This window comes from Providencia rettgeri, assembly GCF_041075285.1.
In the GTDB taxonomy this organism is placed as follows: Bacteria; Pseudomonadota; Gammaproteobacteria; order Enterobacterales; family Enterobacteriaceae; genus Providencia; species Providencia rettgeri_G.
The window spans coordinates 4,283,073-4,301,518 of the sequence record NZ_CP163512.1 but is presented as its reverse complement, the minus strand read 5'-3'; the positions used below and the strand labels follow the sequence as shown (position 1 = coordinate 4,301,518).

Here is an 18,446-nt window from a genome sequence, read left to right as displayed (position 1 = left end):
CAGATGCCGTTTTTTATTGTGTACTGTTATAAGTCATCCAACATTAATAGCTGCTGAACAAGGGTGACACATTCTAAGAAACGGGTATCGTAGTCCGATGACTCCACTCGAACAAACTCAATATTATTTTTCTTAAGCATTTCAATGAGTAGGTTCTGGAACGCTTTTCGGTCTTTATCACTGCCTAAGCTTCTCAAGCCATCGGCAACCCATGGCGTATTATTCTCAAGCACTATCACCAAATCAAATCGATACTCATCAATCAGTGCCTGAACGAATGGATGCTCCTTGCCTTCATAACGTAAGCAGAAGGCCTGAGTGGTCACGAAGTCCGTATCAATAAACGCTACTTTATTTGCATATTTAACTGCAAAATCAATATATTGTGCATGGCCTAAAGCGATTTTGTCATAGTCAGAATATTGCAGTGCCATTTCGTCACCCCCTAAATGGCTGAAAACATAGTCTCGACCATATTCCCATGCACTGGAGGTGTTAAAAATATTGGCTAACTTATTGACTAGTGTGGACTTACCGCTGGATTCACCACCTAAAATCGCCACTTTTCGCACGAAAAATGGCTTCACTTCCGTCGGGATATATTCCCAGTAACGAAATGGCGCTTGGCGGATCTGGTTACCACTGATATTCATAAATGTGCGCTCAGGATCAATAAGGATCGTTTCAATACCCAAATATTTTTTGTAGCGCGGGGCATCGTTCGCTTCCCCTGAATAGATAAAACTTGGATTAATGTTGTGCTTTTTCAAAAAGCCTTTCATCCCATCACTCCACACTTGCCAACCGTGTGGATAAGGCTCAATGCCTTTCTCATCAAATGAGTGAATATGAATATTTTTTTGGTATTTAAAGGTTTGCAGCAACCAACGTAATCGGTCGCTCACCGTCGGTTGCTGAGACATAGAGCTGTTAACGAACAGTTCTTTATCCCGTGGCTCGTCATGGCACAAAATTACGTGCAGTTCGTCTACTTGGCTACATGCCCGCTGGATCAGGTAGATATGCCCTGTATGTAATGGATAAAACTTACCAAAAACCACCCCGATAGTTTTTGGTTGGTTGGGAAATTCCAACCCAAGAAAGCGGTGGAGCGCTGCAATCTTTTGGGCGCTTGGGCTTTTAATTTTGTCATTAATCAACTGGCTGAGATAGCCTTTGGTCATATCTGTCGCATCCGCAACCTGTTGAAGCGTATAGCCCGCTCGTTTGATCGCGTTTTTTAGATATTCAAATTCAGCCATAATTTTTCCTTTTGATTCAAGTTGTTATAGCTCATCCAAAATACTTAATGCATCCGCTAATTTCTTCACTCCATACACTTTCATATCAGGCGGAGATTTTTTGGGCATATTAGCATAGGGGACAATTGCCCGTTTAAAACCATGTTTTGCCGCCTCAGAAATACGCTCCTGCCCACTCGGTACTGGCCGAATTTCCCCTGCCAGCCCGACCTCACCAAAGACGACAAGGTCGCGTGGTAATGGGCGATCACGAAAACTGGACACTAGGGAGAGCAATAAAGCAAGATCAGCACTGGTTTCAGTGACTTTTACGCCCCCAACGACATTCACGAACACATCCTGATCCGACATTTGTAAGCCACCGTGACGATGCAGCACCGCCAATAAAATCGCCAAACGGTTTTGTTCTAAACCGACGGCAACACGACGTGGATTCGACATCATTGAGTGATCAACTAATGCTTGAATTTCCACCAGCAAGGGGCGCGTACCTTCCCACACCACCATCACAGAGCTTCCCGAGGTAATTTCATCACCGCGACTTAAGAAAATTGCGGAGGGATTGCTCACTTCTTTGAGGCCTTGCTCTGTCATCGCAAAAACCCCTAATTCATTTACTGCCCCAAAACGGTTTTTGTGGCTGCGCAGAGTGCGAAAGCGGTTATCTGCATCGCCATCTAACATAATCGAGCAGTCAATACAGTGTTCGAGGACTTTAGGCCCTGCCAATGAACCGTCTTTTGTCACATGGCCCACCATAATGATGGCGACACCACGAGTTTTAGCAAACCGCGTCAAATAAGCTGCCGTTTCACGTACTTGTGCGACGCTCCCCGGTGAAGATTGGATATCTGCCATATGCATAACTTGGATGGAGTCGATGACCATTAATTTCGGTTGTTCTTGCTCAGCAGTTAAGCAGATTTGCTCGATGCTGGTTTCAGAGAGCATATTGAGCGAGTCTGTTGGTAACCCGAGTCGATGGGCACGCATCGCAACTTGTTGCAGTGATTCTTCCCCTGTGACATACAAGGTTTTCATTTCACGAGATAACAAGCACATGGTTTGCAGCAATAAGGTACTTTTACCCGCCCCCGGATTCCCCCCAATAAGAATGGCGCTTCCCGGTACAACCCCACCCCCCAATACACGATCAAATTCTTTAAAGCCGGTGGTAAAGCGAGGCAGCTCTTCAAGGCTAATATCAGAGAGTTTCTGAACCTTACTCACCCCCGCCGCATTTCCTGCATACCCCGTTAAACGGTCATTACGAGAGGTCGAGCTTGCTGAGGCGAGACGCACTTCCGTAATGGTATTCCATGCGTGGCAAGCACTGCATTGCCCCTGCCAGCGCGGATAATCCGCCCCGCATTCATTACAGACAAACGCCCTTTTTACCCCTTTCGCCACACCAAACTCCTCGTTAAAATTATTCTGTTTTACAACCGACTAACTACAATATTCTGAATGTTCTTGAAACCTTAAATTTTAATTTTAATTTTAATTTTAATTTTAATTTTAATTTTAATTAATATTCAAAATAGTTCGCGTTGTGGCAAGGCGGCAAGGGAGGATGTCTTGGGGAGCATACACAAGTATGTGACCCAAGCAGCCGAGCGAAGCCAACACCGCCACAGCGTGAAATATGAAGAATATTAGCGTTCTTCGTGCTTCAAGCCACCACTTAACACACACATCACCCCCATGAGATCCGCATGACGGATAGCCACCTTAGCCCTAGCGTATACCTTTGGTTTCGCATGATATGCGATCCCCAGCCCCGCTTTACGGATCATTTTTAGATCATTGGCACCATCACCAATTGCCACCGTTTGCTCTATCGGGATTTCTAATTTTTCCGCCAGTTTTACCAAGGTTTGTGCTTTATATTTCGCATCAACAATTGGCCCTTTAACTTTCCCAGTTAGCTTACCGTTTTTCACTTCTAGTTGGTTAGCCACTGCCGCAACCAATTTTAGTTTTTGCTTTAGGTTATCAGCAAAAAACGTAAATCCGCCTGAAGCGATGGCAATGTGCCAGTTCATCGCTTGCAGTTTGCGAACAAGGTTCGTTAATCCTGGCATTAACGGCAGGTTTTCTAAGACGTTATCTAAGATGGTGGCATCTGCACCTTCCAGTAATGTGACTCGAGCACGCAGGCTTTCGGTAAAATCCAACTCCCCTTGCATTGCACGCTCAGTGACCTCTGCCACTTGTTCGCCAACCCCTGCTAGGCGGGCAATTTCATCAATACATTCAATTTGGATCGCGGTGGAATCCATGTCCATTAATAAGATCCCTGGCGAACGCAGGCGCGGGATTTGACCTAATGGCACCACGTCTAATAAACATTCATCAGCGAGTTTTTTAATTCTTGGCGTGATGCTGCCGGCGATCCTGACGACTTGGTAATCATCAATGCGCCATGAAGACACAATCACAATTGCAATCCCCAAACGTTGTTGGAAATTACTGATCCGCCCTTTATCTAAACCGCGACCATAGAGTAGCCACCCACTGTCACCTGCACGATAGTCAAGGGGCATTACTTCTTCCCCGCTTAAAGAAAGGGGCAGGCCCGGCCATTTTTGGATCTCGTCGGGTAAGTAACAATAGGTCAAACTCGTTGACATGAAAATTAGCTCCTGTAATCGAAATAACTTTTTTATAATGATGAGTTGCGAGTAGCTGAACGAAGCCACTATACTAAACTTTAAGGCTTTATAACCTTAAGTTTTTACCGCGAAAACGGAATATAGCCCCCAATTACTTGAAGTATAACGCGACCTTTATACTCAACATAAGTCGAGAGCACCAATAAAGCAATGAAACGCACCTTCAGGCTACATAAAACCGTCATTATTGTTATCTGTATTGCACTGGTAACTTTACTGATGCACGGCATTTCCTATTTGGGCTATAGCCAAAATCAGAGCCGCATTGAGCAATTCAAACAATTGACTTATGTGCTTGCCGAACAAGTTGCCTTCAGCTTATCTGATTATATTGTTCCCGGCAGCAAAGATTTTAATTTAGAACGAATTAATGCCAATTTAAATAATGTGGCAAAAGATCGCTATATTTTGGATGCCAGTATCTATACCGCAAGTGGTACATTGATCACCCAAGTCGGTGAGCCAACCTCCGTCAAAGAGCGTCTCGCTATTGATGACAACTCTTCGTTACAAAACTTTCAATATCAATTAGTTGTTCCAATTCAAGGTGCAAAAGAACCTAAAGGCTACTTGCGCTTAACGATTGATACCGAATTACTGGCAGCAGAAATTCAGCAAGCAGATAACAGCACCAATGTGTTGCGGTTTTTTATTTTATTCGCCCTGTGTATTGGCTTTGTTTTAGCCAATACCTTACTGAAATTGAAGAAAAAGAAAGGCCACAAACAGCCGCCGCCATTAGTGGTAAACACGGAAGAAAGTAGCGAAGAAAATGAATTAGATAATCCAAGTTATGAGCCCGCTATTCGCGCAAAACCCGTTAGGTTACGACGCAAAAAAGCACCTCGTCCTTATCGACCAAAGCGGCCTACTCCGCAAAGTAAGCCAACTCAGTCTGATAAGTAACATCCATAAATTAAATTGATGTGGTGTCAAATACGATAGGAGCGATGAATTCCACTCGCCCATCCACCAGTAATGTTTCTGGCGGTACCGGGAAAGGCGCGGCCCGGGAAATCGTCGCTAAGGCTTCTTTATCCAAGATCTTTGTGCCTGATGAATTCAATAAGCTGACAGTAATGACCTCACCTTTGCTGTCCAAGGTCACTTTTACCTGAGACACCCCTGTTGAACGAAAACGTAGGGCGGCACGTGGGTAACGTTTTGATTTTGCAATGCGTTGAAGCACTTCACTTTGCCAGCCTTGATGACCGCTCACTGCCGCGGAAGCATTGCTGGAAAAGTTCGCGCTACTGTTTGCCTCGCTACCTGAAGCGGGTGCTGACGTTACGGCAGATTGTTGAGTTGAAACAGGTGCGTCTTCAACTACCTGTTTCTCTTGAGGTTGTTTTTTCTTTGGCGGACGTTTTTTCTCAGATACTTTCGTCAAGGTACCATTATCCACCATTACCGTCTCAGGCAATTTCTCAACCTTTTCGACCACTTCAGGTAGCGTCTCTTCACGAGTCGCCATTTGCTGTTTTGGCGCATGATTTACTTCAGGTTCTACCTGCTGTTCTAATTGATAAACACCAAGTTGCAACGAAATGGCGGGCGGTAATACCCCCGTCTTAGGTATGGAAGAGGTAAACCATCCAATAAAAATAATTGCTAATGTTCCGTGGAAAAGACAACTCAACGCCAAACCGCCCAGTGGACGGAAAATCGGGCGTTCTAACTTGCCCGTGATACTGCTCATATTCTGCCTCACGACTTTATTTTTTGCAGATTATAGGCATAATACAAACAAAAATGATATTCATTATTATTAATAAAAAGACAATAATTAAAATAATAGATTGATTTATATAAAAAAGTAATCTGAGCAGATTATTCATCAGCGTATTCAGGGGTCCCATCCTGTTATTTGCGCACTTTGATAACATTGACACCAGCAAAATGACCATCGATAAATCCCTTACCCGCAAAATTAGCGGTGCGTATCAGTCGACTTATTGCCAACTTGTGCGGTTTTTCCGCAATCGGCTAGACAACAGCAACGATGCTGATGATTTATCACAGGATGTGTTTACACTATGGCTTAATCGCAAGGAACAAACGCCAGTAAAAGAGAGCCGTGCTTATCTGTTTAAAATTGCCAATCATGTACTAATTGACCACTGGCGACGCAACCAACGCCAAACAAAATCAGAAACCTCCATTGATGAGGTAGTACATGAACACAACTTTGAACAACGGGAAGCCGATCCCAGTGAAATAGTCGAGTACCAGCAGCGTATTCAACGGTTAAGTGAAGCCCTTGAAACGTTGCCGCCTCGCCGACGAGAAGCTTTTTTGCTGTATCGTTTTGATGGGTTATCGCAAAGCGAAATCGCTGAACGGATGGAAATTTCAATTAGCATGGTAGAAAAACACATTGCGGCAGCATTAGTTCATTGTAAAAAACACCTTGATAATCAGGGCAACGGATCATCATGACACACAACCCTTTGCACGGTTCAGAGGATAGAGAGCGTATCGATGAAGAGGCTGCACTTTGGTTTACCCGAATGCACAGCCAACGCATCAGCGAACAGGAAGCCGAGCAATTTAAACAATGGCTTACGGCATCCTCTGAACATGCAAAAGCCTATGAGGCAATAGCTGAAGTATGGCGTGACTTTGATGCGCTCCCACGTCCTGCCAGTGCCCTAAAAGAGGACAGTGAAAAACGCCCTTTTTTTCGCTTATGGCGTCCACTGGGAAATACGTTAGCAGCATTTTTTATCGCGGCAATCTTATTTCTACCTTATAGCCACCTGCCATCCATGTTGCTCAATAATATGACCTTGGTCGCCACGGACTTTCCAAAAGAAGTGACTTTGCCAGATGGTTCTCAATTGTTTCTTAACCGCAATACACGTATTCACGTGGCCTATGAGACCCCAGTGCGTAATGTTTACCTAGAAAGCGGTAACGCCTATTTCAAAGTGAAGTCTAACCCTTATCGCCCATTTATCATTCAAGCCGATAAAAGACGTATTCAAGTGGTTGGCACAGAGTTTGAAGTGAACAAAGTGGCGCAACAGGTTTCAGTTAATGTAAGCCAAGGGATTGTCAGCTTCCAAAGCCTTGAAAATGACCATCCGGTTTTTCTTCTGGCAGGGGATAGCGCGGTCAGCCAAAGCCCTAACAGCCAAATTACCCGCCAACACATTGATGCATTAGACGTCGCCCGTTGGCGTTTTGGCGAGCTGGTGTTTGTTGATAAACCCCTTTCTGAAGTGCTTAACGAACTGAAAAGCTATTCTTCCCTCAATGTTGAGCTGTCACCTATTAGCCTAGCCAATAGTAAAATCTCAGGTCGCCTCAATCTGCGGCAGCCCGATGCATTCTTTCAAGCCCTTCCCTCACTATTACCAGTGCAAGTGGTCTATCAAGATAAAAATAACGTCTTGATTATTCAAAATAAAAAAAATAAATGAAAAATATTTTTATTTGCAGGTGAGGATAATTCTCATTTCACCCTCTTCTTAAATAGTCATTCTTTTACTGACCATTTTTCGCACACTTTTTGTGCAGCTTAAGAATAAGGGATATCCATGTCTATTCAGTTTACGCAAAGCCGATTAAGGCCGCTCGCCCTTGCTATTGCGGTGAGCAGCGCCATTGTTTGTCAGAGTGCATTAGCACAAGAACTCACATTTTCACTACCAGAACAATCACTGGATAAATCCGTTGCCGAAATTAGCCGTCAGAGCCAAATACAACTGCTTTACGATAAAAGCCAACTCAATGGCCTGCGAGCCCCTGCATTATCGGGTAGCTACTCCGCCCAAACCGCATTACAAAAAATACTGATCGGTAGCGGGTTAGAACTCGTTAGCGAAAACGGAGTATTCGTTATTCGTCAGCAAAATATAAGCCAAGGCACATTGGTATTACCGGAAACTCAAGTATCTGGCGTTGTTCAGGATCACCCCTCGACAGATGTTATGTCAGCACCACAATATGTCACCGCTGAAGAAATTAGCCAGAAAAATACGGGCGATGGCAATATTACTGACCTGATGAAAACCAATCCTGCGGTGCAATTTGCCAATAATGACAGCAATTCCATGAACCAAGGGGAAATTAAACCTTCACGTATTTCTATCCACGGTTCAAGCAGTTATCAAAATGCTTATCGTCTTGATGGCGTGAGCTTTAATAATGATTTTGACCCTGCGGACAATGGCCTCGGCGAAACCTCTACCCGACTTAGCAGCAGCGACCAAGGGATTTACATCGACAGCCGTCTTATCGACAGTATGACGGTGTATGACAACAATATCCCCGTCGAATTTGGTGGTTTTACGGGGGGGACGGTAGAAGTCAATAGTCGCCGCTGGCAAGGGGAAAATAGTGCTCATGCGTATTATCGCTTAACCCGTTCCGGTTGGAATAATTTGTTCCACGATTCATCACAAGGCATTGATACTACTAAAAATGATACGGCTAACCCAGCTCGTTTCCAAAACCGCTACGATAAAAGTGACTTTGGTGGTTGGTTTGAATTAGGCGTCAGCGAAAATTCAGGGATTGTCTTCTCTGCCTCACGCCGCAGTTCAACTATTCCGATGACGGTAACGGGGGGAGAAGCCTTTGTGCTGGAAAATAACCAAATCGAGCCGATCACCTCTGCTTCTGGTAAAAAAAATCAGCGCCGTACATCTGATAATTACTTTTTAAAATATTCTTTGGATTTATCTGATAAGAGTTCGTTAGATTTATCGGCTAACTACGCCAATTACGATAGCCGGCTTTTTTCTTCTTCTGTCAGCAATTCAGGTTATAACTCAACCCATAATGGACTCGGTTTTACCGCTGTATTCAAACATCAGCTTGATTTAGGCCGGTTAGAAGTCACGGCGAATACCCAAGATTTAAAAGATGATCGAAAAAATGATCAAAAATACTCGCTCACCGTCAGAGCAATAAAATTTGATGAAGACTTTAATTACCTCGGCATGTCTGAGCGTAATAGTGGGGGTCTTGGCGATTTAGAGTCCAAACAAAAAACGCATGGACTAAAAACCGTGATGCGCTTTAATTCACACGAAGATGGCCTTGGTTTCGTACATCAGCCAACCCTTGGTGCCGAAATAAATTACACCAAAGGCACCTACGTTCGTGATAATGATTACCTTCGATATACGTATTCAGGGAATGTTGTTGGTGATGATTATACTGGCCAACTAACAAATATTAACCGATTTAAAAAGGGATCATACTCTGCCGACTACACTAACTATGCAGTTTTTCTAGATGATAATATCCAATATGGCAAATTGAGTTTACGTCCTGGTGTTCGCCTAGATCGCGATGACTTTGTCAATCGTACCAATATTGCCCCCCGTTTAAGTGGAACTTATGATGTCTTTGGTGATGGAAAAACTCAGCTAATTGCAGGCGCTAACCGTTATTATGGCCGCTCAATGCTTACCTATGCATTATATGGCGCACAAAATGGTGGGATGCAAAACTGTAATGGTAGCGAGTGGGATCCTTGCTCCCTTATATTAGAAAACAACAATTGGGATAATCAAAAAGACTATGAAGGATTAGAGTCGCTTAAAACCCCGTATAACGATGAGCTTACCGTTGCTTTGCAACAAGATATTCTTTCTACCACATGGCGCCTGCAATATGTGCATCGTGAAGGTTATGATGAGGTGAGAAACCGCACTAAATACGATAACCCACGCGATCCAAATACACGTAGTATTCGTACCTTTGATAACGGCGGGCGCAGCTCCCACGATACCGTTACTTTATCGGTAAGAAATAGCCAACCGTGGGAATGGGCAGACGCCTCCCATGTTATGAATGCCTCTTTTACATGGCAACAAAGTGAGAGTAATACACCAAAAGACTCAGGCTACAGCGCTTACGATCCTGCCAATAAAGTCAACCTAAACAAAGTCTGGTATGACGGCAAAGTCATTGATGCATCGAAACTACCGTCCACCAGCTTCAATTCACCGATTAAGCTCAATCTTGAACTCACCAGTGTTTGGGATGAATACGACGTGACTTGGTATAACCGCCTTCAGTGGTGGGGAGCGCGCAGCCAAGCAGTTCGCTACGACAATGCCTACGCGGCCGATCCTGAATATGGTCAATTACGTAAATACACTAAACAGCACTTTGCCAGCAAATACACATGGGATACTCGCCTTGGTTGGAAACCAGAGTTCGCCCATGGCTTTGGTTTCTCTGTGGAAGTGAACAATATTCTCAACAATAAAAATGTGGCCGACCGTTTCGTGTTCGAGGATCGCGTATTGAAATCCTACGATCCGGGTCGTCAATTCTGGCTACAAGTCAATTACGACCTGTAATTCAATAGCAATGTGAGCAATGAAACTCGTTATGCAATTAAAACAACAAATGAATAAAACGTCATGAAGACACTGAAACAATTTTTCTATTTAGTGAAACCTTTTTGGGGGCGGCGTGCTGCCCTTTTGTGCTGGATCCTGCTATTTGCCTCGCTGGGGTTAACGCTATCATCCGTGTGGTTCAACGTCAAAATGAACATGTGGAACGGTGACTTTTATAACGCGCTGCAAAAACTCGATGGTCAAGCGCTGTATGGGTTATTGCAGTACTTTGTCATCTTAGTTAGCGGGTTGATATTTGTGGTCGTCATGGGGAATTACTTCAAACAAATGCTGATTATACGTTGGCGTAAAGGTATGACTGAGCAAGTGCTCAGCCGTTGGCTATCCCCTAATAGCAAACATTACTTATTAAGGCTGACGGCTCAAGAGCCTGATAACCCAGACCAACGTATCGCAGAAGATATTCGCTTACTGATTGAATCCACTTTAAATTTGGTGGTGACATTCCTCCATTCAATGTTAACGCTAATTTCATTTGCGGCAATTTTGTGGACGCTTTCTGGCAGCCTATCATTTAATGTCGCCGATAGCGATTGGACCATCCCTGGTTATATGTTCTGGGCTTGTCTCATTTACACCCTGATTGGTATCGCCCTCACCCAGTGGATTGGTTTTCCACTGCGCCGCTTACACATGGACAAACAGCGCCGTGAGGCAGATTACCGTAGTTCACTCATTAACTGCCGCCAACACGGTGATGCCATCGCAGGGCAACGCGGTGAAAACCAAGACAGAACAGAATTAATGGGTCGATTTGGTGAAATCATCAGTAACTGGAACCGATTGATCCGCTGCGAACGGAATCTATCATTTTATACCGTGGGTTATCAGCAAGTGACCGCATTAGCCCCTGTTTTATTAGCCTTGCCTAAATTTCTTGCCGGAGAAATTATGTTAGGCGGATTAATGCAATTACGCCAAGCCTTTACCAGTGTTGCCACCTCTCTCGGCTGGTTTATTTTCGCTTATAAAGAAATTGCAGCATGGCAAGCCACGGTATCCCGTTTATATAACTTTGTGGTGTTACTGGAAAATGACAAGAAAGCGCAAGTTACCATTGATGAGCAACATGCGCCTTTGACTGCCAAGATCACCGTCTCTACTGCGGATAACCGCCTATTAGTTGAAGGTGTCGATTTCACTGCCAAACAAGGGGAACTGACGTTAATTTCAGGGCGATCGGGTATCGGTAAATCTACCTTACTGCGGACACTCAGCGGGCACTGGCCGTTTTTCAGCGGGTCTATTTCACGAACGGAACATGTTATATGGATCCCACAGCGCCTGTATTTGCCCGTAAGCCGTCTGGATAATTTATTGGCTTACCCACAAGCTGCTAGCCAGTTTAGCCAACAGGATTTTCAGTATGCACTGACCCTGGTGGGATTAGAAAAACTGCATTTCCAATTAGCGCTAGAAACAGACTGGAGCAACCGCTTATCAGGTGGCGAACAGCAACGCATCATGTTTGCAAGGCTGCTACTTAACCGCCCTAAACTGTTGTTACTTGATGAAACGACATCGGCTCTGGATGAAAACAGTGCATTGGAATTACTCGCACTGCTAAAAGCCGAGCTACACGATAGCGCCATTGTACTCGTGAGTCACCAAACGTTTGTCGCGCAATTTGCCGAACAAAAAATTCACCTTTCAGAGTCTGTACGAGTGGACTCTTTAATGACAGGAACACCTGAATATGTTTCGTAACATCACCTTTGCTACTTGCATCAGTTTACTGCTAGGCGGCTGTGCGGGCGGTGTCGCCCCTAGCCAAAGTGCAAACGCATTGCTACCTGTACGTAACGATCTACAGCATTATCAACTAGACAACGGCTTGCAAGTTTACCTTTTACCCCGCAACCAACCCGGTGTTGAACTGCGTTTACTGGTCAATAGCGGCTCATTGCAAGAGAATGAGCAACAACTTGGTCTTGCTCACTTTACCGAACATATGGCGTTTAAAGGTACCCAACATTTTCCCGGTACCACTGGCTTTAAACAGCTAGAACAGCAGGGTCTGAAACTAGGTAGTCATGTCAATGCAATCACCAGTTTAAATTCCACCCTTTATAAGTTATCGCTCCCCGATGCAACCGCAAAACAGGTAGAGACTGGCTTGCAAGTGATGGCGGATTGGGCTTCGAATATGACCTTTGACCAAGAAGCGTTTGAAAAAGAACGCCCTGTCATTGTTGAAGAGTGGCGTTTACGCCAAGGAATGGGCTATCGCATTAATGATAGCCTTGAAAAACTGCGTTACCACGGCAGCCGTTACGCAGAACGTAACCCGATTGGCTCACTGGATATTGTACGCCAAGCACCAATTGAACAGGCTAAAAACTACTATCAAACATGGTACCAGCCACAGCGCATGACGCTGTTAGTGATTGGTGATTTTAATCGCGCTTCAGTTCGCAATCAGGTGAATACGCTATTTGCCTTACCAAGGCCTGAAAAAGTGGCAGAAGATAACCCTCAATGGAAACAATTCGCGCATTCCACCAATATGTTAGTCCAAGGGGTCTTTGATAAAGAACAAGGGGCTCGCTATGTGCAATTTGCTTTACAAAAAGATATTAGCGCTCCGCTGAATACTCGCTTAGGGCAACAAGAAGACTTATTAGACAGCTTATGGCTTGCTATTTTAAACCAACGTTTTTCAGTGATGGTGGATAACGGCGTCCTGCCGTCAATCAGTATCAATGAGCAAGGTGCGATGTTGGATAACCGACGTTTGCAGCAGTTAATGATCATCCACCCCAAAGATAATGATTATGTCGGTGCAACACAAATTTTGTTTACAGAGTTACAGCGTTTAGCCACTGAACCCGTGACTCAAGAAGAACTCGATAGCGCAAAACAAGCGATATTCAAAAAACTCAGTTTACAAGCTGCATCTGAACAGCGTTACAGTAATGATTATCTGGCAGGGCAACTGACGACTGCCCTTGAATATGACATGCCAATGTGGAATAAACGCCAGCAATTGGATGGTAGCTATCAATTGATTAATGAAATCAAACCGCAAGGGCTACAACAACACGTGGCAAAATTCCTGCAAGTGGCTTCCCCGCGTTTAGCCTTAATTGGTCCAGATACTGATGCGCCAACAGTGGATAAATCCGTCTTTAACGCACAATGGCTGAAAATCCGCCAAAGTTCACCAGGACCTTTCACTATGCGTTCGACAGCCATTTCCTTACAACTACCTGAAATGGCAAAAGGTACTATCGTCGAGCAAATCAAATTGCCCATTGATAAAACCGAACAATGGACATTAAGTAATGGTGTCAAAGTGATTGTTAAAACGGATAAAAATCTTAAAGATGATATTCAATTTAACCTTCAATTACCGGGTGGACGCTCTTTGGAAACCCCACAAACCGCAGGCTTGACTGACTGGGCGCTGAAACTGCCTGAAAGCAGTGGTTATGCTCATTACAGCGCGCGTGATTTAGCACTACTCGCGAAACAGAACCAAATCACTCTGCGTCCTTATAGTGAGTTACTGACTCACGGTTTTCGCGGTAAAGCCCCTGTTGATAACCTTGAAACAGCATTACAGCTGCTAAATTTAAAACTGACTGCGCCACAATTTAGTGGGGAAAAACTTGAGCAACAGAAACACGCTTTCGCGTTAAATTTATCGAAAACCCCAGTGGAACGCACATTTCTCGATAATATCAATCAAGAAAGCTATACCCACGGTGAACTTTTAGTCATCAATCCACAAGGTGGCTGGCGGCAGTTCACAGCACAGCAATTGCAACAAGCCAACCGCCAATTGCTCACCTCAACCACAAATATGACATTAGTGATTACGGGGGCAATGAATAGCCGAGAACTAAAACCACTATTGGAAAAATGGGTTGCTTCACTGCCATACAACGACCAGAAGTTGTTATCTCGCGATCAGGGTATTATGCCCAAAATGGCGAGTTTCAATAAAACTTACCCAATCAGTAGCAGTGATAAAAGCATGGTCAGCATTCAATATGCCGCCCCTGCGGTTTGGTCACAACAAGACCAGCTCGCCCTACAACTGATAGACACCATAGTGAGCCAAGGTTTACGGGGAGAGTTGCGTGAAAAAGCGAGCGGAATTTATGCACTGGGCTTCTCGCAGATGCTCGCGAAAAAACCGCAATCTTATTACCTTGCCCGTTTGAATTTCACGACTTCCCCTGAACGAGCACAAGAAATGACAGATATCGCACAAAAAACCATTGCTCAGATCCGCCAATCGGGTGTGAGTGAAAAAGCGTTGGCTGAAGCGAAAAATATTTGGCTAACAGAAAATGCGCAAGTCACCGATAGTTCAAGCTATTGGACTGAAGCTCTGACACAAATTGCCGCAGATGATGGGCAATACCAACGCTTAAGCCAAGAGCAAGCCATTATTCACCAATTAACGGTTGAAGATATAAATCGTTTAGCTCACCAATATTTAGGGCAAAATAGCAAAGTGTTTATGATGACGCCTTAAGATAAATAAAAATTAGCCCGTAAATACAACGGGCTAATTTGCCTATTTTTTATCATATTCTTAAGTAAATAAAAATCATCATTAATTTCGGGAAAACAGTGTTCGTATATTATTAATTATTCGATTGAATACATGTGAAATTATTTTCTTTAAGCTTATTTCCTTCATTAACTCCTCTGTATCTATGTTTTTTTGGGGTTCTAATAATTCTGGTGTGCTTTCAACACTGATTTTTTTATCTCCCTTCAACTCATTAATTCTATCCATTGAATGAATCTCGATAAAATCATTAATCTTCTTAGCAATATTTTGATGAGTACCATTTGATATTTTCCTCATTAAATCAGATGAATATTTCTCAATATTTTCAATTGGCTCTCTTTTAAACCCATCTATAATTGCCATTTTAAACTCATTGAACTTACGTGACGTAATATCTTGCAAGTTAGAAACTGAATTTATGGCGAAATAAATTCTAGCCATTGGGGATTTACTTTCTCTAATATATGAATCATATTTATCTAAGTACTTATTAATAATTACATTTAATTTATTACACACCAATTCATTATCGTATTTTTTTAGTGTTTTTTGTGCATTTATCATTTCCTCTTCAAATAGTTCGGGATTTTTACTTAACGTTAATTCTTTAAACTTTTTCTTAATTTTACCCTCAATCAAATTTAATGATCGATCAGAGATTTTGTTAAAAACCAGTTTAATTTTAATCGCTTCCTCTATCGTATGACTAGCAAGAATTTTTTGAAATTCGGGTTCTTGTTCACTTGAATTCAATTGTTTTAATTTATTTTTCTTAGTTAAAAGTCCATTGAGTTGCTCATTTATTTTCTCAAAAAATGCTCTATTCTTCTGTTTAGTCGGCTCAACTTTACTACGACTCATCCTTTCTATGAATTCATCATTTTTTAACTTAATATTATTTTTTTCTAGCTGAGCGTTATATTGTGTGGAAGCATAAAACGTATTGCTAAACGATACATCAGGAGTTTTGTCACTCACCTTATGCTGTATCGCTTTTTCTTCTGGTATTATCGATGGGCTTTCTTCTAGTATTGTATTTTTTGTTTCTTTACCCACAAAGAGATTTTTTTTATCGAGTAGAGAAACGTCTGCATTCTTATGAACTAACTGACTATTTGAGTCAATATTCTTTTTTTCAAAGTCCACTGACTGTGGATATTGATCTTTAGTTTCGATATATGGAACTAACACTTTGTTTATCTTTTCATAAACCGTTTTATTTCTACAGCTTAATACCAAAACCTGAGCTTCAAGTAGCGTTGATTTAAACTCCTCATTCGACATTGTCTTTTTTGCATTTTTGATTATTTCATCAATCTTTTTAATTGATTTTTCATCAATAGACTTATTTTTCACTTTAAGTGAAATAGCTTCACATAATGAATCATTTTTAGCATCAATAGATTTTGAATTTTTAATTAAGCTTGAATAATCCTTATTGTCATCTGACCTTAAATTTCTTGCCTGCTCAATGATAATCTTTCGTATGCTATTACAAAACTCTTGAGACTTAATGGTGTCACTATGAAGGGATTTATTTATATTACCTATTAATTTGTAATATTCTTTACCAGCAACCTGCATCGTCATTTTTGAAAAATTCTTAAGAGGAATACTTTCTAATATTACATTGGCATTACCTATCAATTGATTTCTAGAACAATAATCAATTATTTTATTAGTTAAATCAATTCCCTTGTGAGAGTAGTCAATTTTACTAGAGCAGTTATTTTCAGTTCGCATGTTACATTCCTAATTAATAATTAACAAAATAATTTTAGATAGATAGCATGTACCACTTATCTCGATCATTACTATGCATCGCTGATCAGATAATTGTGCCATTATATTATTTTTATTCAGCATCCAATCATATTAAATAAATTCAAAATGTGAAACTTGAGTATTAAATGTGAAAAAACACACTCAGTTATTATTCTAAATTATTTTAAAATGAACTACTCATAATACTATAAGTTTCTATTTGGCTTTCATATCAAATAGCGATTATAAAAAAACCATAATATTTATATTTTTCCCCAGCATTAATTTAGTCGTTAATTTCATTGACATAAAATATATTTAATGCAACTAATATTCACCCAACAAAGGATAATAAGAGAAAATTATGAGTGAGATTACCATACGCAGGGCAACAATGGCTGATATCCCTGCGATTACCCAAATTCACGCTAACTATTCGGCTTACGCCAATACATTGCAGCTCCCCTATCCAACAGAAAAAACGTGGGAAGCGCGTCTTGGGGCGAATGAGCCCCTCGTGACGCAGTTCGTTGCCGTACTTGAGCAAGAAGTCGTTGGATTACTTGTTATTAGTCAGCCTAACCAAATTCGCCGCCGCCATGTCGCCACTTTTGGTATTACTGTCAGTGAAGCACATCAAGGCAAGGGTATTGGCTCGAAATTGATGCAAGTGATGGTAGATTATTGTGATAACTGGCTTAATATCCATCGCATTGAACTCGAAGTATTTGCCGCAAATGGTAACGGAGTCCGGCTGTATGAGAAATTTGGCTTTGTGCAGGAGGGGCGGATGCGAGATTATGCGTTTCGTGACGGGCAATATGTTGATGCAGTAATGATGAGCCGAATAAAAAAATACAATAACTAAAAAAAATGCCACGCAATACGTGGCATTTAGAGAAAACTTTTATTAAATCAAACGATTATTTGTCGCCTAACAAAACAGAATCCAGTGCGATTTCAATCATTTCATTAAAGGTTGTTTGACGCTCATCCGAGGTAGTTTGCTCACCCGTTTTGATATGGTCAGAGACGGTACAAATTGCCAGTGCGCGCGCACCGTACTCCGCAGCGACACCATAGATACCTGCCGCTTCCATTTCAACACCAAGGATGCCGTATTTTTCCATCACTTTAAACATGTCGGGATCTGGCGTATAGAATAGGTCAGCAGAGAACAGGTTCCCCACACGGACATTCACGTTTCTTGCTTTTGCCGCTTCAACTGCATTATGAACAAGTTCATAGTCTGCAATCGCAGCAAAATCGTGGTCTTTGAAGCGAAGGCGATTCACTTTAGAATCTGTACAAGCGCCCATGCCGATAACCACATCACGCAGTTTAACGTCATCCATTACGGCACCACATGAACCTACACGAATAATCACTTTCACACCAAAATCCGTGATCAACTCTTTTGCGTAGATTGAGCAGGAAGGGATCCCCATACCGTGGCCCATAACAGATATTTTACGGCCTTTATAAGTTCCTGTAAAACCTAACATACCACGAACATTGTTCACTTGGCGGACATCTTGCAGGAAGGTTTCTGCGATATATTTTGCACGTAATGGGTCGCCTGGCATCAGAACAACATCAGCGAAATCACCCATTTCTGCATTAATATGTGGAGTTGCCATTCTTATTTCCCTCTAAACAATAAAATTTTTTCAAAATAAATAAGGTGGTTCCCCGCCTTATTACTAAAATTAGAATCTCATTACCCTAGATAATTGATCATTACCCTAGATAGTTAATCATTACCCTAAATAATTGAACATTACCCTAGATAGTCAATCATCACTCTAACCAATTGATTATTAACCTAAAT

Annotated in this window: 13 protein-coding genes; 7 read left to right on the top strand and 6 right to left on the bottom strand. The window is 42.2% G+C overall.

What is annotated here, in order from left to right; genetic code table 11:
• Positions 1 to 26 precede the first annotated feature (26 nt).
• The 3 genes from nadR to serB form a co-directional block, all read right to left on the bottom strand.
• Positions 27 to 1,262: a multifunctional transcriptional regulator/nicotinamide-nucleotide adenylyltransferase/ribosylnicotinamide kinase NadR gene (gene nadR / locus AB6N04_RS19595; RefSeq protein WP_369309887.1), complete on the bottom strand. Its 1,236-nt coding sequence runs from the start codon at positions 1,260 to 1,262 to the stop codon at positions 27 to 29.
• A gap of 24 nt (positions 1,263 to 1,286) precedes the next feature.
• Positions 1,287 to 2,672, bottom strand: coding sequence for a DNA repair protein RadA (gene radA, locus AB6N04_RS19590; RefSeq protein ID WP_369309886.1), 1,386 nt, complete (start codon positions 2,670 to 2,672; stop codon positions 1,287 to 1,289).
• 245 nt (positions 2,673 to 2,917) lie between these two features.
• The gene (gene serB / locus AB6N04_RS19585; protein ID WP_369309885.1) at positions 2,918 to 3,895 is read right to left on the bottom strand and encodes a phosphoserine phosphatase; all 978 of its coding nucleotides are present in this window, start codon (positions 3,893 to 3,895) and stop codon (positions 2,918 to 2,920) included.
• 192 nt (positions 3,896 to 4,087) lie between these two features.
• Between serB and AB6N04_RS19580 the strand changes: the two genes are divergently transcribed.
• Complete coding sequence (locus tag AB6N04_RS19580) at positions 4,088 to 4,843, top strand: AhpA/YtjB family protein (RefSeq protein WP_369309884.1); 756 nt, start codon at positions 4,088 to 4,090, stop codon at positions 4,841 to 4,843.
• 10 nt (positions 4,844 to 4,853) lie between these two features.
• Here the strand turns inward: AB6N04_RS19580 and AB6N04_RS19575 are convergent, their stop codons facing one another.
• Entirely contained in the window at positions 4,854 to 5,636 is a 783-nt protein-coding gene (locus tag AB6N04_RS19575) for an energy transducer TonB (protein ID WP_369309883.1), read from the bottom strand.
• A gap of 200 nt (positions 5,637 to 5,836) precedes the next feature.
• Between AB6N04_RS19575 and AB6N04_RS19570 the strand changes: the two genes are divergently transcribed.
• The 5 genes from AB6N04_RS19570 to AB6N04_RS19550 all read left to right on the top strand — a co-directional run bounded on the left by AB6N04_RS19570 (position 5,837) and on the right by AB6N04_RS19550 (position 14,809).
• Complete coding sequence (locus AB6N04_RS19570) at positions 5,837 to 6,376, top strand: RNA polymerase sigma factor (protein ID WP_369309882.1); 540 nt, start codon at positions 5,837 to 5,839, stop codon at positions 6,374 to 6,376.
• Entirely contained in the window at positions 6,373 to 7,362 is a 990-nt protein-coding gene (locus tag AB6N04_RS19565) for a FecR domain-containing protein (protein ID WP_369309881.1), read from the top strand. The genes AB6N04_RS19570 and AB6N04_RS19565 overlap by 4 nt, the downstream gene beginning before the upstream one ends.
• Positions 7,363 to 7,479: 117 nt before the next feature.
• Positions 7,480 to 10,260, top strand: coding sequence for a secretin and TonB N-terminal domain-containing protein (locus AB6N04_RS19560; RefSeq protein WP_369309880.1), 2,781 nt, complete (start codon positions 7,480 to 7,482; stop codon positions 10,258 to 10,260).
• 63 nt (positions 10,261 to 10,323) lie between these two features.
• Positions 10,324 to 12,030 (top strand): ABC transporter ATP-binding protein/permease, encoded by a 1,707-nt coding sequence (locus AB6N04_RS19555; RefSeq protein ID WP_369309879.1) that lies wholly within the window; start codon positions 10,324 to 10,326, stop codon positions 12,028 to 12,030.
• A complete protein-coding gene (locus AB6N04_RS19550) occupies positions 12,020 to 14,809 on the top strand; it encodes a M16 family metallopeptidase (RefSeq protein ID WP_369309878.1) in 2,790 nt (929 codons plus the stop codon). The genes AB6N04_RS19555 and AB6N04_RS19550 overlap by 11 nt, the downstream gene beginning before the upstream one ends.
• An 81-nt stretch (positions 14,810 to 14,890) precedes the next feature.
• Here the strand turns inward: AB6N04_RS19550 and AB6N04_RS19545 are convergent, their stop codons facing one another.
• On the bottom strand, positions 14,891 to 16,594 hold the full coding sequence (locus tag AB6N04_RS19545) for a hypothetical protein (protein WP_369309877.1): 1,704 nt from the start codon (positions 16,592 to 16,594) through the stop codon (positions 14,891 to 14,893).
• Positions 16,595 to 16,979: 385 nt separating this feature from the next.
• Between AB6N04_RS19545 and AB6N04_RS19540 the strand changes: the two genes are divergently transcribed.
• Positions 16,980 to 17,483: a GNAT family N-acetyltransferase gene (locus tag AB6N04_RS19540; protein WP_369309876.1), complete on the top strand. Its 504-nt coding sequence runs from the start codon at positions 16,980 to 16,982 to the stop codon at positions 17,481 to 17,483.
• Between the two features lie 55 nt (positions 17,484 to 17,538).
• Here AB6N04_RS19540 and deoD read toward each other — a convergent pair whose 3' ends face one another.
• Positions 17,539 to 18,255: a purine-nucleoside phosphorylase gene (gene deoD / locus AB6N04_RS19535; RefSeq protein ID WP_369309875.1), complete on the bottom strand. Its 717-nt coding sequence runs from the start codon at positions 18,253 to 18,255 to the stop codon at positions 17,539 to 17,541.
• Positions 18,256 to 18,446 lie beyond the last annotated feature (191 nt).

Bases quoted from the DNA above. Each gene is read 5' to 3' on its own strand.
- nadR (WP_369309887.1), bottom strand. From the start codon at position 1,262: ATGGCTGAATTTGAATATCTAAAAAACGCGATCAAACGAGCGGGCTAT.
- serB (WP_369309885.1), bottom strand. From the start codon at position 3,895: ATGTCAACGAGTTTGACCTATTGTTACTTACCCGACGAGATCCAAAAA.
- AB6N04_RS19580 (WP_369309884.1), top strand. From the start codon at position 4,088: ATGAAACGCACCTTCAGGCTACATAAAACCGTCATTATTGTTATCTGT.
- AB6N04_RS19575 (WP_369309883.1), bottom strand. From the start codon at position 5,636: ATGAGCAGTATCACGGGCAAGTTAGAACGCCCGATTTTCCGTCCACTG.
- AB6N04_RS19570 (WP_369309882.1), top strand. From the start codon at position 5,837: ATGACCATCGATAAATCCCTTACCCGCAAAATTAGCGGTGCGTATCAG.
- AB6N04_RS19565 (WP_369309881.1), top strand. From the start codon at position 6,373: ATGACACACAACCCTTTGCACGGTTCAGAGGATAGAGAGCGTATCGAT.
- AB6N04_RS19560 (WP_369309880.1), top strand. From the start codon at position 7,480: ATGTCTATTCAGTTTACGCAAAGCCGATTAAGGCCGCTCGCCCTTGCT.
- AB6N04_RS19555 (WP_369309879.1), top strand. From the start codon at position 10,324: ATGAAGACACTGAAACAATTTTTCTATTTAGTGAAACCTTTTTGGGGG.
- AB6N04_RS19550 (WP_369309878.1), top strand. From the start codon at position 12,020: ATGTTTCGTAACATCACCTTTGCTACTTGCATCAGTTTACTGCTAGGC.
- AB6N04_RS19545 (WP_369309877.1), bottom strand. From the start codon at position 16,594: ATGCGAACTGAAAATAACTGCTCTAGTAAAATTGACTACTCTCACAAG.
- AB6N04_RS19540 (WP_369309876.1), top strand. From the start codon at position 16,980: ATGAGTGAGATTACCATACGCAGGGCAACAATGGCTGATATCCCTGCG.
- deoD (WP_369309875.1), bottom strand. From the start codon at position 18,255: ATGGCAACTCCACATATTAATGCAGAAATGGGTGATTTCGCTGATGTT.